The organism is Pseudoalteromonas shioyasakiensis (assembly GCF_022398475.1).
GTDB lineage: Bacteria > Pseudomonadota > Gammaproteobacteria > Enterobacterales > Alteromonadaceae > Pseudoalteromonas.
Genome location: NZ_JAKEVM010000002.1, coordinates 26,638 through 49,926, shown reverse-complemented (window position 1 = coordinate 49,926; position 23,289 = coordinate 26,638). Strand labels below are relative to the sequence as shown.

Here is a 23,289-nt window from a genome sequence, read left to right as displayed (position 1 = left end):
TTTATTGTTAATAACTTTTTCTAACTAAAGAAATGACGACACCGCTCAAAATAACCAAATCAAATTAGTGAAATATGCTTATTTATCAAGCAATTTCCTTAACTAATTCAGGTTACAAAAACCAGACCTTGCTACAATTTGGTACATTATTTCATTGTTCAAGCCATTAATAACAACTTAATGTTAACAAGTTTTTTCATTAAGGTTGTTTATTTGTGACTGTTCTAGGTAGTTGCTCACTTGGGCTACGAGTTTTATTTCTAATCAGTGCATTTTGCCTTTCACCAATGGCAAGCAGCACTGACTCTGCTTATTTAGCAGATGAAGGAGTAAGCCTTGGTTTCAGCTTAGGTTATGGTCAACTCGACAACCCAGTTTATAAAAAAGACGACATTCCTCTTTATGCCCTACCGCGTATTGAAGTATTTGCCGGTGACTTTTCATTTGCAAATACTCAGTTTGCTTGGACACCCGTGTGGGGCGATCACTATCAAGTGTCGTTATTCACCCAACTCAATGAAGATGGGCTGTATTTTGCCAAACACTCAACAGCACTAACTGCAATTAGAACAACCAGTGGCCGCCCTTCAATGACACCGCCACCACCCGGTTCAAGCATTGAAGCACCAGTGGTGATAAAGCGCCGCGGTGATATTACTAAAATATCAAAACGTAAACTGTCGGCCATGAGCGGTATTGAAGCGATTGTTGACTGGCAAAGCTGGCGTTTTAGCGCGTATTGGTCAATGGAGCTCACCAACTATCACAAAGGGTTACAAGGCGCATTATCTGCACAGCGCTTGTTTTTATTTGATCAGCACCTAGTTTTGCTCGGCGCAGAAATACAACATTTAAGTGCTGGTTTAGTGGATTACTACTATGGCAGCGCACAACAAGAGATACGAGCCGGATTTAGCCCTTTTTTAGGCCACTCTAGTCAAAAGTACAATCTAAAAGCCAGTTACCAATATCAGTTTAATCAGCAATGGCAATTTATCAGCGATATAAAATACCAACGCTTATCATCGGGTATTGCCGATAGCCCCCTTATCGATGACAGCAACTTACTGTCTTTTTATGCTGGCTTTGCATGGAATTACTGATGATGTTGCGTACGAAGCTTTTTTCACTCTTATTCATTTTTAGCCTCGCGTTTGTTAGCAGCACATTCGCACAGGCAGGTTATATCGAGGCAACACCAGAAAACTGTGTAACGGTAGAGCAAGATTGCGTGATGGATGTATCGATTAATTGGTATACCGAAGTCAGCGAAACGGTGTGCATTCGTGTGACTGATCAACAAATTAGGCTGTTCTGCCAAAAGCCAAATCAAGGGCAGAACTTTGCAATCACAGTGCAAAACAATCGCAACATTGTTTTAGAGCTACTGAGCGAGCAACTAGAACCATTAGAAAGCACTGAAATTAGTTTATTCCACCAGCATGTTAAAAAACGCCGACGTGATATCGCATGGAGTATTTTTTGATGAGCCAACATACTATTTTGTACATTGAAGATGATTTAAAACTTGCCCAGCTAGTCTCTAATTATTTAACTGAACATGGCTATACCATTGAGCACTTTGAAAGTGGTTGCCATGCCTGTTATCAAGCAAGCTGCAAAAAGTACGACCTAATTTTGCTTGATATCGGATTAGGATCAGAAGATGGCTTTGAGGTATTTAAAGAACTAAAACAATACCAAGATACACCAATTATTTTTATGACGGCAAGGCAGAGCCAAGTCGATCATATCACTGGCCTTGAGCTAGGCGCCGATGATTACCTAACCAAACCTGTTTCCCCGTCCATTTTATTAGCGCGAATAAATAACACGATTCGTCGCAGCCAAGCTGTTAAACCAACAAGTACCACTCACAACGCGCATAATATTCGCTTTGGCTCGTTGAGTATTAATACAATTCAGCGCGAGGCTTATTTGCATAGCCAGCCACTTGAATTGACCAGTGCAGAGTTCGAAATACTGATCCAATTAGCTCAATCAGCGGGTCAGTTGGTCAGTCGAGACCAATTATTTGATGGTACCATTGGCCGTAAATACGATGGTCAAAGCCGCACTATCGATGGCCGCATTAGCCGCTTACGCAAAAAGCTCGGTGACGAAGCGGTTCCAGCACAAAAAATCGTCACAGTTTGGGGTAAAGGATATATTTTTTCTCCACAAGCGTGGGGTTAATGCAGTTTGTTACGCCTGTTTTGTTATTTGTATTTAACCCTCGCAGTTTGCCTGGGGAGCGCCGCTTGGTTACTAGAAACCTATTTTCCAAGCCCACCAAGTTACAGTACAGAGCAGCAACTAGCAGAGAGTATATTGAGTCTTGCCCCCAATAACCCTGATATTAAACAAACACCTCTGGCGAACTTTTACCTTGGTAAACAATTACAGGCATCACTTTTAGCAGGTCAGGTAATTAGTGTTAACGATGCCAATAACAAGCTTTACTTTCATAAGCTTGCTGATGATAGACAGACCTTATTAAGCATTGGCCCATACAGCCAACCAGCTGATCAGGGTTATCAGTCTTTAGTGAGCCTTCTTTTTTACTCTAGCCTTGCCTTAGCTGTGGTGATTTTTACAGGCCCACTGCTGTTTGACTTAAATAAACTGCGCAAGGCCAGTAGTAAAATGTCTAATGCTGACTTTACTGCACAAGTGCACTTCACACGTTTTAGCTTGCTAAAAAGCATTGGCGATACCTTTGATAACATGGCATTAGCGCTTCATAACCGTAATCAAAGCCAACGCGAATTGATCAATGCCGTTTCTCATGACTTTTTAACGCCTATATCGCGGGCTAAATTCGCCCTCGAAGCAGTCGTTGATAACAACGCTTATCGGCACAGTGTGTTGCAAGACATTATTGAACTTGAGCTATTAGTCGAAGAGTTTTTAACTTATGCCGAGCTTGAACAATGCGAACCCACCTTGTTAGTAAAAGACTACTGCCCAGACGAGCTATTACAGCCCTGCATTACTAAGTTTCAAAGCTATAGCCCTTTGGCTATTCGCCTTGACTGCGAATTAACAGCCATTTGTGTTGATAAACAAAGCTTTCAACGCTTATTGCAAAACTTACTCGGGAACGCGGTTCGCTTTGCTAAAACGCAAATTCATATCAGGCTTTCACAATGCGAAAGCGGCACTTTGCTAGTGATTGAAGATGATGGCCCAGGGATCCCAGAACACATGCGCGCCAGCCTCATGCAACCATTTTCTAAAACCGCTTCGGTACACCAAACAGGCTATCAAGGTGTTGGGCTTGGCTTATCAATCGTTAAGCAATTATGCCTATGGAATAACGCAAAATTTAGTTTAGATAACGCGCAAATCTTAAGCGGAGCAAGAGCAAGTATTCTGTTTCGATAAGCAGTTTTTCGGTAAAAATGTACCAAGCTGTAACAGTGTGTGCCAATTGTTTACATTTCATTGATGTTATAGTCACAACTCAACACTATCCCTACTGATTACAACCGTTCGCCGCTGCGCGAGCTCATAATTATAATCCTTCGAGGGAAGTTAGATCACATGTTCAATATGAAAAAAGTATCAGTGATGGTCGCATCTGCACTTTACTTAGGTGTAGGTACGTCTGCTGCTGCGCTAAATGACCAAGCATGGCCAGAACAGCCAGCAGGCTATGCGCCAAAGCAAACCGTTAGCAATGAATTTGTGTGGGAAGACAAGGTTAATAACACAGTTAAAAAGCAAAGCCGCGTTTTCACACCAGAGAAAGATATTAGTGGTATTCAAACTTATATCGTGCAACTGGACGATGCACCTATTTCGACTTACCAAGGAGGTGTTAAAGGGCTTGCGAGCACTAAAGATGTGGTAATGCAGACGCAACAAGCAACAGCGCGCTCAACGCTTAATATGGCGCAGCCTGCGATTGCAACTTACGCTAATCACCTAGCAAGTAAGCGTCAATCAGTTGTTAATGCCGCAATGAGCCAGCAAGGTTTACAGCTAAATGTTGAGCGTACATTCAATGTGACTTTAAACGGTTTCACCACCCAAATGACACAAGATGAAGCGAAGCGCCTTGCTAAAGTGGCTGGTGTTAAGAAGATCACTCGCTCAAAAATCTACAGCCTAAATACTTTTAATACCATTGAGCAAACTGGTGCTTCTGCACTGTGGAGCACAAGTGCTAGCAACCCGAGCAGCAACAAAGGTGAAGGCACGGTTGTAGGTATCATTGATACGGGTATCAATACCGATCACCCATCATTCGCAGCAGTAGGCGGCGATGGCTACACTCACACCAACCCTCTAGGCGACAAGTACCTGGGTGACTGTGCAACCGCCGAATTTGCTGATCTGTGTAACGACAAGCTAATTGGTGTTTATTCTTACCCTGAGATCACCGCAGCCTACGTTGATACTGTGTTTGAAGAGACTCGCCCTGAAAATGGTGAAGACTATCATAGCCATGGTTCACACGTTGCAGGTACAGCGGCAGGTAATATCCTTTACGATATTCCTTACAAACTGACAGAGTATGAAAGCCAATCATCTGGTTTAGAAACCAATGTAACTTTCCCGCAAGTATCAGGTATGGCACCTCATGCCAATATCATTTCATACCAAGTATGTTGGCCTGGTGGTTCAGGTGACCCTTATGCAGGCTGTCCAACAAGCGCTATCTTAGCAGCCGTTGAACAAGCAGCGATTGATAATGTTGACGTACTGAATGCTTCATTAGGTGGCCTTGAAGAAGACCCATGGAGCGACCCAATTGAGCAAGCGTTCATGAATGCGGCCGAAACCGGTGTATTTGTGGCGGTAGCGGCAGGTAACAGCGGCCCTGAATATTCAACGGCTGACCACTCTTCACCTTGGGTAACCACAGTTGCAGCTCATACGCCTTCAACTAAAGTCAATTTTGGTAACAAACAACTTAAAAACCTAACTGGTGGCGATACTGCAGCGCCAGGACCATTTGCTGGTGCAGGTGTTAACTTTAACGAGCTAACAGGTTTAATCGTTGCCGCAACTGACTTTGAAAATCCAAATGAAAGCTCAAGCTATGCACTTGCCAACTGTGACAAGCCATTCCCTGAAGGGACATTTGATTTAGTTGATGACCCAGCAACCGCTATCGACGAAAGTGCACAAGATGTGATTGTCGTATGTAAACGTAGTTCTTACCCGCTGTACTCTAAATCGCTAAACGTAGAGGCAGGCGGTGCAGAAGGTTTAATTATTTATAACCATGTATCATTTTACGATCGCTACACGATTCCTTCAGTGACTTACCCTATCCCTACCATTCACATTAAAAACGTCGATGGTACGAGCTTACTTGACTGGCTAAGCACAGGCGACAGCCACATGGGTACCATTGAAGCAACCGAAGGCACCGTAGATACTGTAGATAAAGACCGCATTGCTTACTTCTCTGGCCGTGGTCCATCATACTTTGGCTTTGACACCTTACTTGTAGACCTTGCTGCTCCGGGTGTTGATATCTATGCGCCATCATCAGACGATCAACCATTTACTAGCAACCCAGCGACTTCAGACTGGCAATCTATGTCTGGTACATCAATGGCAAGCCCACACGTTGCGGGTGCAGCAGCATTGTTAAAACAATCTCATCCTGATTGGACACCAATGCAAATTCAATCAGCATTAATGTTAACTGCAAACAACCAACTTGGTATGGCTCGCTATTTAGATAATTATGCTGATGATGGCTTTGATGCGGCACTTGCTGAAATGGGTTCAGGTAAAATGCAAGTTGAACGTGCTGATAAAGCGGGCCTATTGCTTGATGAAAGCATTGCGAACATGAGTGCAGCCAACCCAAGCCTTGGTGGCCGTGAAAAAGCACTAAACACAGCTTACATGGTAGATAATGACTGCGGCTTTAAGTGTACGTTTATCAGGACCTTCACGGCAACTGAAGATGCAAGCTGGACGCTACACACTGAAAGCTGGATTGGAAATAGTACGATTAGTGTTGAGCCAGCGCAATTTGATATTAAAGCGGGCGAAACTCAAAGCATTGTTGTCACTGTAGAAGCACATCAAAATGCAACACCACAAGAAACGGTTGACTACACAGGTAACCAAGGTCAATTAATTCTAACGTCTAGCAATCCTGAATCGCCAGTACTTGAAATGCCTGTATGGACCTACGTTGGCGATACAGGTTTACCTGAATTTATTAAGGTTGATGCACACCGCCGCTCTGCGACGATGAAAGTCGGTCCATTTAATACTTCTGAAATTAGTAATCTAACAACACAATCGTACGGCTTAGTAAAAGGCCAAGTTGAAACAGTACACCTATTCAACGACACCACACCAGGCGACCCATTCGATAGCGTAGAGGTTGAAGGTGAAGACGAAGCTGTGAACAACAACCACATTCAGTGGACGACAGTGCCTGAAGACGCAAAAATGTTCAGCGCAAGCATTATGAATGAGCAGTCTCGCGTATTGGTCTTTATGGGTAAAGATAGTAATGGTGATGGCATCGCGTCTTTTGAAGAAACGCTATGTATGTCAACTAGCTACACCCTAACTAACTTCTGTAATATTGTTGATCCTGAAGCAGGAGAGTATTTCACCGTTTATATGAACCTTCAAAACTACTCATATGGTGAAGTTGATGAAGGTATCGAAGTGTCTTTCGCAACAGCGGTGACCACTGAAGACAATGGCTCACTCACTGTAACAGGACCAAACAGCGTACCGGGTTATGACGAACTGGAGCTTGACCTTGCTTATAACCTACCTGATATGGAAATTGGCGATATTTACTTCGGTGGCTTTGATATTGGTAGCAACCCAGAAGATGCAGGCAATCTTGGTTTTGTGCCAGTGATCATCGAGCAAGTTGATAAAGACGTGACCTTTACGGCCAACAAAAACAAGGCTTATGTAGGTGACTTAGTTGACTTTGAAATCAGCGTCATTGCTAATAACGAAAATGAAGCGCGTCAATTTGCACTAAACACTGAGTTCCCTGCGGGCGTAGATATTGTTCCTGACAGCATTGTCGCATCTAACTCAACGCCAGTAACACCAATGCTAGATAGCAACGCTCTAGCACTAGTTGGTGTTCAAGAGACGACTAAAAATGTTGAGCGTAATTATAACATTACCACCAACATCACAGACGAAATGTGTTCATTAACTTCGGCGCATTCACCAGATCCTTACTACCTAGAACTACGTGAGCTTGGCTGGCGTACACTAGAAGGTGTTGAAGGTCGTTACTACAACGAGTTTGAGTACACATTTAAAGAAATCATGAACACTAATCTTGATGTGTCATTCCCATTCTTTAACAAGTACCACTTTGACTCAATTAAACTTAACCCAGCTGGTTTAGTCACATTTGGTTCGCAAGGCCGTACAACGCCATTCCACGTTGAACTGCCTGAGGGTTACACTCAGCCGCCACCGCCGCCATACCTAATCGCGCCGTTCTGGGTTGGTGATAACATGATCCCTGAGCGTGTTGACGGTGGTTACGGTAACTATGACGCCAACGCAGGTATCACACCAACTTATACGGTATCGCGTGAGTGGCTAGTACTTGAATGGGATAATATCCAGCGCTCAAGAACTGAAGGCCAATCTGTTGATGTTGAAATGTTCATGCGTATGGGCATTGACTATGAGCCAGGTGAATACGAGCTACTATTTGCTTATGACAACTTAAGCTTGGTTGATGCACAAGGTTCTATCGGCTTGAAAGCTGCTGATGGCCGTGGCTTTATCAGTGGTGATATTCCTATTGATTTAAACATCGGTAACAAGTACGGCTTCGACAATATGGACGAAGTACTACACGACAAACTGGTTGTGTGTCTTGACTACACAGGCCCTGAAATCTCTAAGTTTGACGTGAAATTCCAAGCGTACATTGGCGAGCAAGCGGCGAATCAAACGCATCAACTATCACTTACAAATGGTTTAGTTGGCGCAGATGATGAAACCCTCACCCTTGATCTTGAAGTTATCGGTAACCTAGAAATGGCAGCCTTAACTGATATGTCGGTGGCAGAGAACGAAACGATTAGTTTTGACGTGCTTTATGCTGACGAAAACCAAGTGAGCAACCAAATCGACGTGTTAGGCGAAAACTTCACTTATGAAGTATCTGGTCACACATCAGGTAGCACCGTGACTATCACGCCAGCGGCGCACTTCCATGGTGATATTGATGTAACAGTAAAAGTTAGCGACAGCGTTAACCCAACTGATGCAGCAATGAGTTCATTTGTATTATCGGTGATGTCTGATGGTGAAGAGCTTGGCTGTACTGACAGCTCAGCAACTAACTATGATGAAAGCGCCAATACTGACGATGGTAGCTGTACTTTCCCTGAGGCAGTGATTCCAGAGACTGAGGTTGAAAAAGACAAGAAATCATCAAGCGGTTCATTCGGCTGGTTATTACTAGCTGTTGCACCACTGATGGCACTTCGTCGTAAAAAATCTCGAATTAACTAAGGATTAGTTAATTAGGATAGTTAAGAGTAATGCCGATATGCTTAGCATATCGGCATTTTTCGTTACAAATACTTTAACCAAGGGTTGTTAGCCTTACGCTTGTATTCACTAAACGTCTTGGTTGGCCAATAAAGCCCTATTGCCAGCAGCAAAGTAATAAACCAAATACCTGAGATTTCACTGACTCCTAAATATTGCCCTTGATTTGCCCCCCAGATCAGCATGCCTATTTGATACATAAAGAGCAGTACATAGAGGTGGAAAATATAAAAGAACATAGGCACAGAGCCATATACACGTAGCGCATTAGTAACGCGGTTGAGTGGTCTTTCAAATAACCATAAGCCAATAAACATGCCTGCTAACGTGATCAGCAAAAAGCTCAGTGACGGTGGGTACTTAGTCACGTTAAACACCGACATCATGGTTTCTGTTGTGGTGCTAAACGTTTGCCACGGCAAGGTTTCACCATAAATATTAAAACCACGCAGCAGCGCAAATAATCCCACACATAACAGGGCTAACAGCAGCAATGCTCGTTTACGTGAATCCGCTGATTGAGTGTGCGCATATAAAGGACCCGCACAGTAACCCAATAAAATAACGCCAATCCAAGGCAGCACTGGGTAGCTAATTTTGACGTCGATTAAACCGCCTTGTGATAGATAGCCTCGGTCATGCAAAATCGTCCACAACGAGTAGCCAAACTCATCGGGCGTAAAGCTGATTGGAGTCAGTAAGTTGTGACCAAATACAATAACTAAACCAAGCACCAGCAATAGGTTGCGTGGCAGCTTAATCAGTAATGCTAACGCCAACATACAAAGGCCAATCGCCCACATCACTTGTAGCCAAATGGTGTGGTAGTAACCCATCCAAGAAAAACAAATCAGGGTCACTTCAAGGGCGATTAAAAATAGCCCTCGCTTGATTAAAAAGCTTCGAGCCGAGCGCGCCACACCACTTGCTGGGTGACTATAAAGCCACGCCGACAAACCGGTTAAAAAGATAAAGGTTGGCGCACAAAAGTGCGCAGCAAAGCGGCTCCAAAAAAGCCCCGGCGAAGTTGTATCAACCACCATGGGATCGCCCACCTGCATGTGCAAGAAAAATCGCTCTCGCACATGATCAAGTAGCATCAGCAGAATAACGACACCACGCATGATGTCGATACTGTGAATACGGCTTTTAACTTGCTCAGAAGTCATAACTTACGCCAAGTTTAAATTGCGTCGGCGCACCCGGGTAGGCCCACAATGCATTGTAAGAACTAGCGATATACTGTTCATCAAACACGTTATCAACATTCAGTGATACTGTCGTACGTTCAGTCGCTCGCCATTTAGCAAATAAACCAACAGTTTGGTAACTCGGTAAACGGAAGGTGAGATCAGCTGGGTCGCCCAAACGGTCAGACACATATTGATAATGACCACCAATCTTTATTTCTTGTGCGAATAGACTTAGGTCATGGTTTAAGCCAATCGAAAGGTTATTCTTTGGTACGTTCACAAGTGGGCTACCTTTAGGAATTGGCACTAACCAATCAACATTTAGACTGTCTGTTGCAGTCTCAGCATCAACATAGGCATAAGATAGGTTGTACTCGGTATTGTCACCCAATGAACCTGTTAAATCTAACTCAAAACCTGTGCTATTTGCTTTACCTACAGGTGTTGAATAACCCACATTTACTGGATCTGCCACCAGCATGTTGCTCTTACTCGCATCAAAGTAAGCAAGCGTACCGCTGATATTGGCGTAGCTAAATTTAACGCCTACCTCAAACGAGTCACTTTCTTCAAAACCGAATGGATTACCTTCAGCATCGGTGCCGCTCAGTGGTAAAAAGCCTTCTGAATAGCTTGAGTAAAGGTTAATGTCGTCATTAAGTGCGTAAACCACACCAAAACGTGGACTAATGCGGTTTTCTTTGCTGTTTGATGCCACACCAGACTTAGTCTCAAAAATATCTTGTTCAATTTCATCAAAACGCAGACCTAACATCACTTTTAAGTTATCGGTTAGATCTAGTTGGTCTTGCAGGTAAATACCGTACGCATTTTGTTGTTCGTTATTTTCGTACTGCATGCCCACTTCAGGGCCTTCAGTAGTGCTGTACTCTGGCTCATAAATATCAATGGTATAAGTACCATTACCACCACGGTAGCGATAAAGCCCAGTGCGCAGCTCATAGTCGTAACCATCAACACCAATCAATACATGATTGGTAATACCGGCAACATCAAAGTGGCCGCTTAATTCAAAGCGCAGCGATAAATCATCAGACTCATAGTCACGGTATCTGTGCTGGCGAGTTAAGGTTCTGCCATCATCAAATAATGACTGACGCGATGGTGAAAGCTCAGCATCTGACGAATAACCCGTTAACGTTGCAGTACGGTAACTAGCACCTAATAACAAGCTCCAATCTTGGTTTAGATCGTTGCTGTAATTTAATTGATGGCCGCGCGAGTGCACCTTGGTTGGTGCATCATTTGGGTTACCTAAAAAGCGTGACTCAGGCACGGTATCAAAATCACCATTTAACACCACAATACCGCGGTCATACATTTGCTGTTGATCAACATACTCAAACTCATAAGTCAGCGATGAGTTATCGTTGATTTGATAATAAAGCGAAGGCGTAATCACGAATTTGTCGTGGTGTACATAGTCTCTGAAGCTGTCACTATCTTGCCATGCGCCATTGATACGAAACGCTAAATCATCGCTTAAACCGTTAGTGTAATCACCTTGAATACGCTTGTGATCATCGCTACCCAACTCAGCTTGAAGTTGCCCTTGCTGATAAAACTGTGGCTTTTTAGTAATAATGTTTACAGTACCACCCGGCTCCGAACGGCCATAGAGTGCCGAGCCTGGTCCTTTTAATACTTCGATGTATTCAATGTTTGATACATCACGCGGGCCTGCAAAGCCGCGACCACCACTAAAACCGTTAACTAAGTACCCAGACGGCATATTTTCGTTACCAGACAAACCACGAATTGAATAGCTATCCCACAGTGCTCCACCATTATTCTTACGAGTAATACTGGCAGAAAAATCCAGTGCATCACGAAACTTTGTAATACCGTTATCAGTCATCATGTCTTTACTTAATGTGGTGATCGATTGCGGTAAATCTTTTGTTGGAATATCACCACGAAACGCCTGTTTATGTTCAATGGTGATCGTTTCGATATCGCTGTTATCAGCTGCATGTGTATTCGCTGCAAACGCCGCAGCTAAGGCTAAACTAAGAGTTGAGTACTTCATAAGGTCTGATTGTAAAAGTTAAGAGAAATGATTTGTTATAAAATAACATAAATAAAAAATAGGTTATAGTATAACAATACATTTATCCCTTAATTTTTAGCCAAGCCTCTAGTTTACAAAGATAATTTTTAACGCTAAATTTGAGGTGGATTAAAAAACAAACAAGTTAAGGAAAACTATGTATAAATCACTTTTAGCATTAACGCTCGTATGCGCATCAATCAGCTCATTCGCAAACCCTGATTTATCACGTAAATTTCCATTTGTTGATATTCAAGCGCAGGTACTCGATACCACTACAGATAAGCCTAGCTGGCAACGGCTGCCACCAATGCACCATGTACAATACCCGACAGGGCTGCTAAATCGACAAGGCAGTGGCTGCGCAATTGTCAACTTTCAGGTAACGCCAGAAGGCGATGTGAAAAACTTAAATATTGAAAATTCAGCGCCAAAGCGCTTTAGTAAAGACGTAAGAAAGGCAGCAAGGCAAATAGTGAGAGACTGGCAATGGCCAGAGCGCACGGATGAACAAGTAATTGAGTTAACCATGCGTTTTGACTACTGCTTAACACACGACTTCGACAAAAAGAGTGAAGCCGTTGCCATGTGCGTTGAGCATTCAGAACAAGCCTGCGAGTAAACAATAAATTTGCCGTGTAGATACTTGAGCCAATGCCAGCTATTGCCTACAATGGCGCACAATTTATTCAATGCAGATCGCAACTATGACTGATACACAAAAACCAGAATTACCAAACCAACTTTCTATCAATCCACGTAGTAAATTTTATGTGGAAGAAGTTTTCGAACATGAAATTGGTGTAAAACTTAACGGCAAAGAGCGTTTTGACGTTGAAGAATATAATATCAGCGAAGGCTGGATCAAAGTCGCTTCTCCAAAAGCCCTTGATCGCCGCGGCCAACCTTTACTATTAAAAGTAAAAGGCACTGTAGAAGTATTCTACAAGTAATTCAGTTTTGCTGAATTAGCTTGTTGGCCAATTCAATGGTTGGCCAACAAGTTTATATCTTTACGAGCTTAGGCACTCAGCCCCTCGTTTTTTCCCACACAAGCGAAAGTTAAACCAATGCCCGGTGACGACAAAGAGCGAACCCAATAAAGTAAGTACTTTTTCGCCAGCCTCACCAATAACATTTTCGCCAAGCAGCACCGCTGCAGACAACAACACCAGCCCTGCACCACCTAGCATCAATAATCGATATCGCTTATGTTTTTTACACCCTAAAAATAGTGCTAATAAGCTGCTTGGCAGTACCGCAACTAACATCCAAAAATGAAATTGCTCGTTACCTAAACCCAGTGCTGCAGCACTAGGTAATAAAACCAATAACACAGGCACAGCTAAACAGTGAATAGCACACATAGCTGATAACCCGATGGCAAACTTGTCCATTATTTCTTGTAATTTCACTGAATAATCCCTACAAAATTGAACACATGAATTATAAAAAGTGCATCAAGCAAGTTTTGCTTGGCACTCATTGCATACTCCCAGCATTTCAAATTGCTTTGTTTGTGAGGTAAAACCTGCATCATCAAAATGAGGGAAAAGCTTTGCAACATCACTCTGTGAAACCGCTAAAGTCTCAACTTTTTGGCAATGACGGCAAATCAAAAACAAAGAAGTCTCACGCTTAAAAACCTCACTGTCGGTACCGTAAGCGATATATTTGTTAGCACTATTAAGCCTGCGAACAAGGTTTACCGACTCCAAAAAGCTCAAGATTCGATAAACAGACATAACAGATACACTTGAACTTGTGCGCAGCTTGTAGCAACTGGCTAATTCGTAGGCCGATAACGGCACGTCTGTGGTTAGTAATATTTGCAGTATTTGCTTGCGCTGAATGGTGAACTTTCTACCATGCTCAAGGCAAACCTGCTTCGCTTTATTAAGTGTGCTGGTTAATCGCTGTTTATTCATAGCGGCCACTCAATATAAGGTTTTGTTGCTGTCAGCTCTGCTATCCCGTGTGCTTGCTCTGTGATCCACTGTGCTTCGATAACAGATATTGCTTCAGCCCATGCAAATAAAGTAACTGTGACTTTAGAGACGGGCTTATCACAGTTAAACGAGTATTCAACTTCTAAGTCTTGATGTGCATGATGAGTGTGATGCTCAAATGGGTTTTCAAAATTTGCTTGAGTAAGCTTACATTCGCCGTTAAATGTCACTAACTGCTGTGAATCTGCTAATTGGGCTAACGTTTGTTTAATGGTTTGCTTTTGCTCAGCTGTCTCGGGCTGATGCTCAAAGCCAAAAATATCTCCAGCCGGTAAAATGAACTTAACCTGCCATTTGTTTTGATCATGAACCACAAAAAGCACTCCCTCACCATGTGAGTGATGATGGTGTTGATGCCCTTGAGCTGAAAAGATACATCCAACCATAAAGCATATCACTGCTAATTTTGCTGCTTTCATAACCCCAATCACTCCATTTACCTCACTTTAAACATGCTGTTACAAAAAAGAATAAAACTCATTCGTCGATTCACACTTGATACATTATAACAATTAAAGCACAATTGATACATTATAACATATCCATAATGGTGAATAATGAATAACATCTCAAGAGTGGCTGTCGTCATAGCAGCGTTATTACCAGCCAGTGTTTTGGCACAATCAATCAAAGGCGTTGTTTTAAATAACCAAGGTAAAGCGGTGGCTAATGCCACAGTTGACCTTGAAGGGTCTGATCAAAAAGTAACAACTAACGACAAAGGTGAGTTTGAAATCAGCGGCTTAAATAACGGCTTAAAAGAGCTACATATTTCAGCGCCAGGTTATGCTCACTTACATCGAGATATCACACTTGCCAATGATCAAGACCACAGCGCAACCTTTAATCTAAAGCGCTCACCGATTGAAGTGATTGATGTTGAAGCAACGCCGATTCATATGTCGGCAATGGAATCTGCCTCACCTGTTAGTGTGTTATCTGGCGAACAATTAAGACGCCAACAAGCATCAACGCTTGGCGATAGCCTCGAAAAGCTGCCGGGCGTTAACACAAACTTTCATGCCAAGGTTGCCAGTACGCCTGTGATCCGTGGTTTGAGCGGCCCACGTGTTTTAATTACGCAAAATGGCTTAGATGTAAGTGATGTGTCACGTGTTGGCCCTGATCACTCAGTGGCATCGGAAGCATCAACAGCGCAGCAAATTGAAGTATTACGTGGCCCAGCAACTCTATTTTATGGCAGCGGTGCAATTGGTGGTGTCGTCAACGTAGTTGATAGCCGAGTACCAACAGACAGCACAACACGTGGTGAATGGAACCTAGAACATAACTCTGTAGATGAGCAAAAAGTTGCTTCGTTTAATGCCACCACAGGGACAGAGTCATTTGCCTTTTATGCTGATGCATTCTGGCGTGAATCAGGCGATTACGAAGTACCTGTTGCCGCCGATATTGACGACACAGAGCACAGCTCAAAGTACGTAGTAGAAAACAGTAATGAAGACTCAGATGGCTTTACTGTTGGCTCTAGCTACTTATTTGAGCAAGGTTACCTTGGTGTTGCGGTTGAGCAATTTAACCGCCAATACGGTATTCCTGGCCATACTCATGGTGAAGAAGAAGAGCATGATCACGAAGAGGAGCACAGTGAAGAAGAAGCTGTTTTTGCTGATCTTGAACAAACCAAAGTTCAGCTACTTGGTGAATACAATATCGACAGTGAGTGGCTAAGCAAAATTAACTTACGTGCAGGCCACACAGACTACGAACACGCTGAAATCGAGCACGGTGCTGTAGGCACAACTTTCAAAAACGAAACCAATGAGCTGCGCGTTGACATTCTGCATAGCCAATTTGATGAGTGGAATGGTGGCGTTAGCTTTCATTACAAAAAAAGTGATGTAGAAGCACAAGGCTCAGAAGCATTCACCCCTCCTTCTGTTACTGAAAGTATTGCTTTTGCAATTATGGAAGAAAAGCACTTTGGCGATTTTTTAGTGCAATTAGGTGGCCGTGTTGAGCGAGTTACTATTGATGCTAATAATGTGCTGTTACCTGAGATCGACGCCCATGCACATGATGAAGACGGTGATGAGCACGACCATGATCATGACCACGAAGAATCAAACTACACACGCGTATTTGATGTTGCCCAAGAGTTTACACCGGTAAGCTTATCAACAGGTGTGGTATGGGATTTTACACCAGGTTATAACCTAGGTTTATCTGTATCGCGTTCTGAGCGTGCTCCGTCTGCTTCTGAGCTGTTATCTTTCGGCCCACACATTGGTACTGCAACGTATGAAGTTGGTGCGCTATTCGACACTCATGATGGTCATTTTGAGCTATCAGATGACGCTATCGATTTAGAAACGGCAAATAATATCGACCTGACATTCCGTAAAACCGAAGGTGATATTGGCTTTATCTTCAATGCCTTTTACAACCAAGTAGATAACTATTATTACCAGATCAACACAGGCCTATACGCTGAAAGCGGTCATGATCACGACCATGGCGACGAACATAACCACGAAGAAGAGCACGATCATTCATCTGAACTACCAGTTTATTTATTTAAAACAGACGATGTGATTTTACATGGTTTTGAAGCGCAAGTTGCTTGGCAGCTAAGCGACGAATTTAAACTCGACTTATTCTCTGATTATGTACGCGCGCGTCTGAAAGACGGCGGAGATTTACCGCGTACTCCACCACTGCGTTTTGGTACTGAGTTTAGCTATCAAACCGAAAACCTAACGGCAAATATTCACGTTACGCGCTACCAAGAACAAGACCGCATAGCACAAGAGGAAACCACAACAGACGGCTATACCCTTGTTGATGCCAGTATTTCTTATGACTTATCTGTATTGAACCAAGACCTATCGCTTTATTTAAAAGGCACAAATTTAACGGACACAGAAGCCCGCGTTCATAGCTCATTCTTAAAAGACATTGCACCACGTCCTGGGCGCAGTTTTGCGTTTGGTGTTCGCGGCTACTTCTAAAACAAAATTACAAATAAAGGAAACCTACATGACACACTTATTTAGATTAAAACTATTGGCACTGGCAATTAGTAGCACCCTGATCACCGCATGTGGTGACGCAGAAACAAATATTGTTGAGAAAGACCCTATCGAGCTTCCTGACGACAGTGGTGATGACCATGATCATGATGACGGTTATACCATTGACTCAATGGGCCGTTTAGCGGTTTTAGCAGCTGATAGCAACGAAGCGAATATCTTTGATTTAGATGACGACTCATTACTAGAAACGTTTTCGCTTATCCATGATTCAAGCTCACTAAATGTTTCACCAAGCTACCGTTATGCAGTTATTGCTAACCGCAGCCAAGATTACTTAGGTTTTATCGATGGCGGTTTATGGCGTGAAGATCATGGCGAGCATTTACATGATTATAAACAAGGCCCTGCATTTAGTGACTACGAGCTAACAACGGGCAGCCGCCCTACTCACATCGTTAAACATGATGGTCAAATGGCCGTGTTTTACGATGGTAATGCCGATGCAGGTACGGTTGCCTCTGTAGAAGTGTTAACCGATAACGACATTGCTAACGAAACAGAGACGCTTGCTGGTATTCAGTACGACATCAATATGCATGGTGTTGCAGAGCCACGTGGCGAGCACCTAGTTGCAACATTGCGCCGTGCGGATAGCGAAAGCACTTCAAACGCTAAAACCCTGCCGGATCAAGTGGGTGTTTTCCACCTTCATGACGGTGAATATGAGCTTGAACAAACATTTGAAGTTACTTGCCCTGATTTACACGGTGCAGCGCAAAACCATGATTATGTAGCATTTGGTTGTGGTGACGGTGTACTGGTAGCCCACCAGCATGATGATGAGTATCATGCAGAAAAAATCGCCAATATTGATGCTCTAGGTGATACACGTATTGGCACATTATATGGCCATGAAGGTAGCGAAAGCTTTATTGCAATTGCATCGGGTGTATTTGTAAGTATCAATCCAAGCGAAGCTGAAATGGAAGTACTTGAGTGGCAACTTGATGAAGGCGCAAGTGCTGTATCTTACTCATTTTCAGCAAGCGGTGAGCACTTTTTAGTACTTGATAGCTTAGGCTTTTTAAACGTGCTTGAAGCCCATGAGCACGACGGCCACATGCACTGGGAACTTGCCGGTAAAGTAGATATCACTGAAGAAGACGTAACAACAATGCCAGAGGGCATGAACTTCAGCATGACTGTGTCACAAAATAGTGAGTTTGCTTACGTTGCTGACCCTATCGCTCAGTATGTACTAAAAGTACATATCGAAGATCTTGAAATTGAAGGTGATCTTGAACTGACTTTTGCACCAAGCGCCATCACTTGGTTAGGTATTGCAGAAGAAAGTGACGATCACGACCACTAAGAAGTTATGTTTTATGGTATGACATAGCTCGCAAAGGTTGGCATTTACTGCCAACCTTTTTTTATTCATATTTTGTAACAGACCTTTCATCGCAACTGCATCGCTATTTAAGCCTTAATGGTTATGATGTAACAGTTCCCAATATAGGATGTAATCCCATGAAAAAACTAACAACGTTGGCACTGGCCATGGCTGCGACACTGGCACCTTGGGCATCAGCTTACGAAACTAAAGACACGCGCTTACTGCGTTTTCCTGATATTCATAACCAAAATGTTACCTTTGTTTACGGTGGTGATATTTACATTGCTAATACGCAAACAGGCGAGAGCAAACGCTTAACCGACCATATTGGCTTTGAAACTTTCCCTAAGTTTTCACCTGACGGTAAACGCATTGCCTTTGCAGCCGAGTACAATGGCAGCCGCCAAATTTATGTAATTAACAGCGATGGTTCTGGCTTAAAACAACTGACCTACTACAACGATGTTGGCCCAATGCCACCACGCGGCGGTTTTGATTATCGTGTTCTCGATTGGACACCAGATGGCAAAAATGTGGTGTTTCGTGCTAACCGCACACCGTGGGGTAAACGTATGGGTCGTCCATACATGGTGCCTGCTGACGGTGGCCTTGAGCAGCCTCTGGCTATTCCAGAAACCGGCGGCGGTATGCTTTCGCCAGATGGTAGTAAATATGTTTACACGCCAATTGACCGTGAGTTTCGTACTTGGAAGCGTACCCGTGGCGGTCGTGCACAAGATGTCTGGGTTTACGATCTAAAAAACAATACCTCAGAGCAGCTAACCACTAACCGCGCTACCGATCAGCAACCAACCTGGGTTGGCGACAACATTTACTTTGTATCTGACCGAGATTACACCCTTAACTTGTATCAATACCAAAAAGGCGCTGAGCCGAAGAAGCTGACCAACCATAAAGACTTTGACGTACTGTGGCCATCAGCTGGCCCAAATGCTGTTGTTTATGAAAACGGTGGTTACCTTTATCGCTTTGATCCAAAAACTCAAAAAAGCAGCAAGCTAAGTATTAACATTGCTGGTGTGCGTCAATACGCAATGCCGTACACAAAAAATGTGAGTGACTTTATCGACTCAATGTCGATTTCTCATGATGGTAAGCGTGCACTCTTTACTGCCCGCGGTGAGCTATTTAGCGTACCGGTTAAACAAGGCCCAACACGTAACTTATCTTACACAGCAAAAGGCCGCGAAATTGACGCAAGTTGGTCGCCAAATGGCCGTTATATTGCTTATATGAGCGATGAAAGTGGCGAATACGAAATTTACTTAAAAGACCGCAGTAAAAATAATGCCACTAAACAGCTAACCAGCAACGGCACTATTTGGCGCTTTACACCAATTTGGTCACCTGATAGCTCAAAACTGTTATTTGCAGATAAAAACCACACTCTTTGGTGGATAGATGCAAAATCAGGTAAACAACACAAAATTGATACCAGCATCTACGATGAAGAAGGCATTCGCCAGTATACTTGGTCACCAAATAGCGAAGACATTGTGTATGTGAAAAACAATGAAAACCGCTATGCCTCGCTGTGGCACTACAATGTTGATAAAAAGAAAGTGACTCGCTTAACGGATGAAATGACCAATGAGCAAAACCCAACTTTCTCTCCTGATGGTCAATACCTGTATTTTAGTTCTGAGCGCGACTTTAACTTAGCCTTCAGCAGCTACGAGTTCGACTACATGTTTAATCGTGCAACGCGTATTTATGCCGCAGCCGTAAATGACAGCATCAAACCACTTATCGCACTACAAAGTGACGAAACAGCGATCGTCAGCGATAAACAAAAAGATGACGACAAGAAAGCGAAAAATACCCTGCAAAGCAGCGATTTTATGCAGCGCGTTACCGCTTTAAATGCACCGGCTGGAGATTATCGCGGTTTAACGGCTGTAAAAGATGGCGTGCTAACACTGGCTAATGGCGGCCTACAATTAATAGGCACAGCTCACGACAGCGAGCTTGAAACTGTGGCTAAAGGGGTAAGCAGCTACACTATTTCGAGCAACGGTGAGCACCTGTTAGTGCATGCGGGTAACGATTACAGCTTAATTGAGCCAAAAGCAAAACAAGACCTAGCAGCGAATAAGCTAGATCTTAGGAACATGACCTTAAAAATTGAGCCACAAATTGAATGGCAGCAAATGTATGTTGAAGGCTGGCGTACATTACGTGATTGGTTCTACGATGAAAACCATCACGGCCAAGATTGGGACGCAATTTTAGCCAAGTATCAACCTATGGCTGATGCTATCTCACACCGTAGTGACCTAGATTACATTCTCAGTGAAATCGCAGGTGAAATTAACTCAGGCCACATTTATGTGCAGTCGGGTGATATGCCAAAAGCAGAGCGTAAAAAGCACGGCTTATTGGGTGCAAAACTTGCCAGCGATCCATCTGGATATGTAAAAATTGAGCAAATCTTCCAAGGTGAAAACTGGCATGAAGACTTCCGCTCACCACTTGGCACAACAGGGGTAAAAGCACATAACGGCGACTACATCATTGCCGTAAATGGCCGCTCAGTAAAAGACGTCGCTAACTTCTACGAATTACTAGAGAACACTCAAGGTGAGCAAGTTGAGCTAGTCCTTAACAGTAAACCGCGCAGCAAAGGTGCATGGCAAGTTACCATTAAGCCTGTAGCGAGCGAGCAAGGTTTGCGTTATTTAGACTGGGTTAACTCTCGTGCAGCCTACGTTGATAAGCTATCAAATGGTCGTATTGGTTATGTTCACTTACCAAATACAGCGTTTGAGGGTAACCGCGCCATGTTCAAAAACTACATGCCGCAAACCACCAAAGACGCCATGATTATTGATGACCGATACAATGGCGGTGGCTTTATTCCTGAGCACATGATCACTTGGCTTGCTCGTAAACCACTTAACTATTGGAAGCACCGCGGTGTTGAGCCAACGAAAACACCACAATTTGCTCATGATGGTCCAAAAGCCATGCTGATCAATGGTTACTCAAGTTCTGGCGGTGATGCTATTCCTTACTACTTCCGTCAAGCGGGGTTAGGTAAGCTTATTGGTACCCGTACTTGGGGTGGATTAATTGGTATTTCGGGTAACCCAAGCCTAGTAGATGGCGGCCAAGTTATCGCGGCAACATTCCGCATTTTAGATAACGATGGCAACTGGATCATCGAAAACGAAGGTGTTACCCCAGATATCCAGGTTGTTGACCGCCCAGAGTTAATCTACCAAGGTAAAGATCCATCGATTGAACGTGCCGTAGAAGAGCTATTAAAAGAGCTAAAAGACAACCCGAAAAAGCCACTCACCGTGCCACCAGCACCGACTGACTTTTAATACTTAACTGGTTGTTAAAAAGCAAAAAACCCCGCTGCAATGCGGGGTTTATTTTTAATTAAAAGAACTACCTTTTAACTTGTATATACAAATAATTTAAGCTAAGTCAGACCATGCTAAATTGAATTTACGTAAGTATTTTTGTAATCGAGTTGAGTCATTGGCTTGTGCTTTTTTGGTACGACTCACATCAAATAATTCACGACCAGCTGAGGCCATGCTTGAATGCTGCTCACAGATACTAAGCACATAATTTAACTGAGCAATATCAAACTGATCTAAATTCGCTATTTGCTCTTCTGACAAATAGTGAGCAAGGCGATTAGACGCTTTAGGTTGCACATTAGATTGCCATGAGTCTTGTAACCGTGCGATTTCGTCATTAACATCAGTCACGGTGATACGCGAAGAGCTCGCTAAAGTACATAAACGAGTAATTGCAGAGCTTAAATCACGAAAGTTTCCACGCCATACCGCTCGCTTCGACATAGCAAACTGCTCAAACAGCTGCTTTGCTTCTTTATTGAATTGAATTCGCTGCCCAGTTTTTTGCTCAAATAAACCCATTTCATAGTCAATATTGGCTGGTATATCTTCTTTTCTGTCTTTTAATGCCGGTAACTGATAGCTCCACAAATTGATACGCGCTAATAAATCTTCACGAAACAACCCTTTTTCGACTTCGGCTTTTAAATCTTTGTTAGTGCCAGCTATTAGTTGAAAATCACTCGCAACAGTTTGATCACTGCCCACTGGATGAAAGGTCTTATTTTCAATGGCGTGTAACAGCATTGCTTGCTCTTCTAAACCAAGCTCGCCAATTTCATCTAAAAACAGCACACCATTATTTGCAGTTAGTAAGTAACCGCTTCGCTCTTTTTGAGCACCTGTAAAGGCTCCTTTTGTGTGGCCAAACAAAGCAGCCATGGCATTTTCACCACGTAACGTGGCGCAGTTAACCGACACAAGCTCACCTTTTAAAATGGCGCGCTTCTTTTTCAGCTTATAAATTCTCGTTGCCAACTGGCTTTTACCAGCTCCCGTAGGGCCCGTCAGAAGCATAGGATCATCTGAACGAATAGCCACAACTTCAATCTGCGCAATCAACTTATTGAATGCACTGTTTTTAGTTTGAATACCGCCTTTTAAAAATGCATTACCTTCTAAATGCTCTTTATCAAAACGAGTGGCAAGTTGATCATACTTAGATAAGTCCAAATCAATAATTTGAATCTTACCTGTCGCTTTATTTTGATTATGCTTATCGGGTGATGTTTGAATTAAACGCCCAGGAAAATGACCACTCTCGGTTAATAAGAAAATACATATCTGCACAACATGGGTGCCAGTCGTGATATGAAAAAAGTAATCGTGCTGTTCAGTATCAAAACGCTGTTGATGGCACCAATCATAGAGCTTGGCGTAAACCTCTTCAAAATCCCAAGGGTCTATAAAGTTAATATTTTCAAGGCATACCGTGGTTTCTGGGGAAACTGACTCAATATCTACTGCAACATTATTCGCTAAACGCGAGCTATGAGTGTCATGCATCATATACAGCTTATTAACGATGAACTCTTCTTGACTACATAAACTGACATTGGGTCGCCATCTTGCCCAACGGTCAACGCGCTTACCCACATAGTCTAATTGAGTTCCGAGAATACTCACCACAATCGCACTTTTCAAAATATATCCTTACAGATAGAAACTGTATCCATTTAAATACCAAATAACACTAT

Annotated in this window: 16 protein-coding genes; 10 read left to right on the top strand and 6 right to left on the bottom strand. The window is 43.1% G+C overall.

Features of this window, described 5'->3' with window-relative positions:
* Positions 1-215 precede the first annotated feature (215 nt).
* The 5 genes from L1D51_RS00975 to L1D51_RS21715 all read left to right on the top strand — a co-directional run bounded on the left by L1D51_RS00975 (position 216) and on the right by L1D51_RS21715 (position 8,493).
* The gene (locus L1D51_RS00975) at positions 216-1,103 is read left to right on the top strand and encodes a MipA/OmpV family protein (protein WP_239962175.1); all 888 of its coding nucleotides are present in this window, start codon (positions 216-218) and stop codon (positions 1,101-1,103) included.
* Positions 1,103-1,486 (top strand): DUF3019 domain-containing protein, encoded by a 384-nt coding sequence (locus tag L1D51_RS00970; protein ID WP_055020608.1) that lies wholly within the window; start codon positions 1,103-1,105, stop codon positions 1,484-1,486. The genes L1D51_RS00975 and L1D51_RS00970 overlap by 1 nt, the downstream gene beginning before the upstream one ends.
* Complete coding sequence (locus L1D51_RS00965) at positions 1,486-2,196, top strand: response regulator transcription factor (protein ID WP_055020609.1); 711 nt, start codon at positions 1,486-1,488, stop codon at positions 2,194-2,196. The genes L1D51_RS00970 and L1D51_RS00965 overlap by 1 nt, the downstream gene beginning before the upstream one ends.
* A 6-nt stretch (positions 2,197-2,202) precedes the next feature.
* Complete coding sequence (locus L1D51_RS00960; RefSeq protein WP_239962173.1) at positions 2,203-3,387, top strand: ATP-binding protein; 1,185 nt, start codon at positions 2,203-2,205, stop codon at positions 3,385-3,387.
* A 159-nt stretch (positions 3,388-3,546) separates the two neighbouring features.
* Positions 3,547-8,493: a S8 family serine peptidase gene (locus L1D51_RS21715; RefSeq protein ID WP_275669099.1), complete on the top strand. Its 4,947-nt coding sequence runs from the start codon at positions 3,547-3,549 to the stop codon at positions 8,491-8,493.
* A gap of 62 nt (positions 8,494-8,555) precedes the next feature.
* On the opposite strand, the gene L1D51_RS00940 is transcribed toward L1D51_RS21715, so the two are convergent.
* Both L1D51_RS00940 and L1D51_RS00935 read right to left on the bottom strand, forming a co-directional pair.
* Positions 8,556-9,701 carry an acetyltransferase domain-containing protein gene (locus L1D51_RS00940; protein ID WP_239962171.1) on the bottom strand — a complete coding sequence of 382 codons (1,146 nt, stop codon included), beginning with the start codon at positions 9,699-9,701 and terminating at the stop codon, positions 8,556-8,558.
* On the bottom strand, positions 9,691-11,775 hold the full coding sequence (locus tag L1D51_RS00935; protein WP_239962169.1) for a TonB-dependent siderophore receptor: 2,085 nt from the start codon (positions 11,773-11,775) through the stop codon (positions 9,691-9,693). Before L1D51_RS00935 ends, L1D51_RS00940 begins: the two co-directional genes overlap by 11 nt.
* A gap of 178 nt (positions 11,776-11,953) precedes the next feature.
* Between L1D51_RS00935 and L1D51_RS00930 the strand changes: the two genes are divergently transcribed.
* Positions 11,954-12,418, top strand: coding sequence for an energy transducer TonB family protein (locus L1D51_RS00930; RefSeq protein WP_054563006.1), 465 nt, complete (start codon positions 11,954-11,956; stop codon positions 12,416-12,418).
* Positions 12,419-12,503: 85 nt separating this feature from the next.
* A complete protein-coding gene (locus tag L1D51_RS00925) occupies positions 12,504-12,749 on the top strand; it encodes a DUF3297 family protein (protein ID WP_171037140.1) in 246 nt (81 codons plus the stop codon).
* A 60-nt stretch (positions 12,750-12,809) separates the two neighbouring features.
* Here the strand turns inward: L1D51_RS00925 and L1D51_RS00920 are convergent, their stop codons facing one another.
* From L1D51_RS00920 to L1D51_RS00910, 3 genes are read right to left on the bottom strand one after another with little or no spacing between them, the layout of a single operon-like run.
* Complete coding sequence (locus tag L1D51_RS00920) at positions 12,810-13,211, bottom strand: MerC domain-containing protein (protein WP_054563008.1); 402 nt, start codon at positions 13,209-13,211, stop codon at positions 12,810-12,812.
* A 45-nt stretch (positions 13,212-13,256) separates the two neighbouring features.
* Positions 13,257-13,724, bottom strand: coding sequence for a Fur family transcriptional regulator (locus L1D51_RS00915; RefSeq protein WP_058586015.1), 468 nt, complete (start codon positions 13,722-13,724; stop codon positions 13,257-13,259).
* Positions 13,721-14,224 (bottom strand): ZrgA family zinc uptake protein, encoded by a 504-nt coding sequence (locus L1D51_RS00910; protein WP_239962167.1) that lies wholly within the window; start codon positions 14,222-14,224, stop codon positions 13,721-13,723. The genes L1D51_RS00915 and L1D51_RS00910 overlap by 4 nt, the downstream gene beginning before the upstream one ends.
* Positions 14,225-14,362: 138 nt before the next feature.
* Between L1D51_RS00910 and L1D51_RS00905 the strand changes: the two genes are divergently transcribed.
* The 3 genes from L1D51_RS00905 to L1D51_RS00895 all read left to right on the top strand — a co-directional run bounded on the left by L1D51_RS00905 (position 14,363) and on the right by L1D51_RS00895 (position 21,547).
* Complete coding sequence (locus tag L1D51_RS00905; RefSeq protein WP_239962165.1) at positions 14,363-16,777, top strand: TonB-dependent receptor; 2,415 nt, start codon at positions 14,363-14,365, stop codon at positions 16,775-16,777.
* Positions 16,778-16,805: 28 nt separating this feature from the next.
* A complete protein-coding gene (locus L1D51_RS00900; protein WP_239962163.1) occupies positions 16,806-18,173 on the top strand; it encodes a 5-methyltetrahydrofolate--homocysteine methyltransferase in 1,368 nt (455 codons plus the stop codon).
* Positions 18,174-18,331: 158 nt separating this feature from the next.
* On the top strand, positions 18,332-21,547 hold the full coding sequence (locus L1D51_RS00895; protein WP_239962161.1) for a S41 family peptidase: 3,216 nt from the start codon (positions 18,332-18,334) through the stop codon (positions 21,545-21,547).
* Between the two features lie 96 nt (positions 21,548-21,643).
* Here the strand turns inward: L1D51_RS00895 and rtcR are convergent, their stop codons facing one another.
* The gene (gene rtcR / locus L1D51_RS00890) at positions 21,644-23,236 is read right to left on the bottom strand and encodes an RNA repair transcriptional activator RtcR (RefSeq protein ID WP_239962159.1); all 1,593 of its coding nucleotides are present in this window, start codon (positions 23,234-23,236) and stop codon (positions 21,644-21,646) included.
* Between the last annotated feature and the right edge of the window lie 53 nt (positions 23,237-23,289).

Excerpts from the sequence above, each read along its gene's own strand:
- L1D51_RS00970 (WP_055020608.1), top strand. The coding sequence starts at position 1,103 with ATGATGTTGCGTACGAAGCTTTTTTCACTCTTATTCATTTTTAGCCTC.
- L1D51_RS00965 (WP_055020609.1), top strand. The coding sequence starts at position 1,486 with ATGAGCCAACATACTATTTTGTACATTGAAGATGATTTAAAACTTGCC.
- L1D51_RS21715 (WP_275669099.1), top strand. The coding sequence starts at position 3,547 with ATGTTCAATATGAAAAAAGTATCAGTGATGGTCGCATCTGCACTTTAC.
- L1D51_RS00940 (WP_239962171.1), bottom strand. The coding sequence starts at position 9,701 with ATGACTTCTGAGCAAGTTAAAAGCCGTATTCACAGTATCGACATCATG.
- L1D51_RS00935 (WP_239962169.1), bottom strand. The coding sequence starts at position 11,775 with ATGAAGTACTCAACTCTTAGTTTAGCCTTAGCTGCGGCGTTTGCAGCG.
- L1D51_RS00930 (WP_054563006.1), top strand. The coding sequence starts at position 11,954 with ATGTATAAATCACTTTTAGCATTAACGCTCGTATGCGCATCAATCAGC.
- L1D51_RS00925 (WP_171037140.1), top strand. The coding sequence starts at position 12,504 with ATGACTGATACACAAAAACCAGAATTACCAAACCAACTTTCTATCAAT.
- L1D51_RS00915 (WP_058586015.1), bottom strand. The coding sequence starts at position 13,724 with ATGAATAAACAGCGATTAACCAGCACACTTAATAAAGCGAAGCAGGTT.
- L1D51_RS00910 (WP_239962167.1), bottom strand. The coding sequence starts at position 14,224 with ATGAAAGCAGCAAAATTAGCAGTGATATGCTTTATGGTTGGATGTATC.
- L1D51_RS00905 (WP_239962165.1), top strand. The coding sequence starts at position 14,363 with ATGAATAACATCTCAAGAGTGGCTGTCGTCATAGCAGCGTTATTACCA.
- L1D51_RS00900 (WP_239962163.1), top strand. The coding sequence starts at position 16,806 with ATGACACACTTATTTAGATTAAAACTATTGGCACTGGCAATTAGTAGC.
- L1D51_RS00895 (WP_239962161.1), top strand. The coding sequence starts at position 18,332 with ATGAAAAAACTAACAACGTTGGCACTGGCCATGGCTGCGACACTGGCA.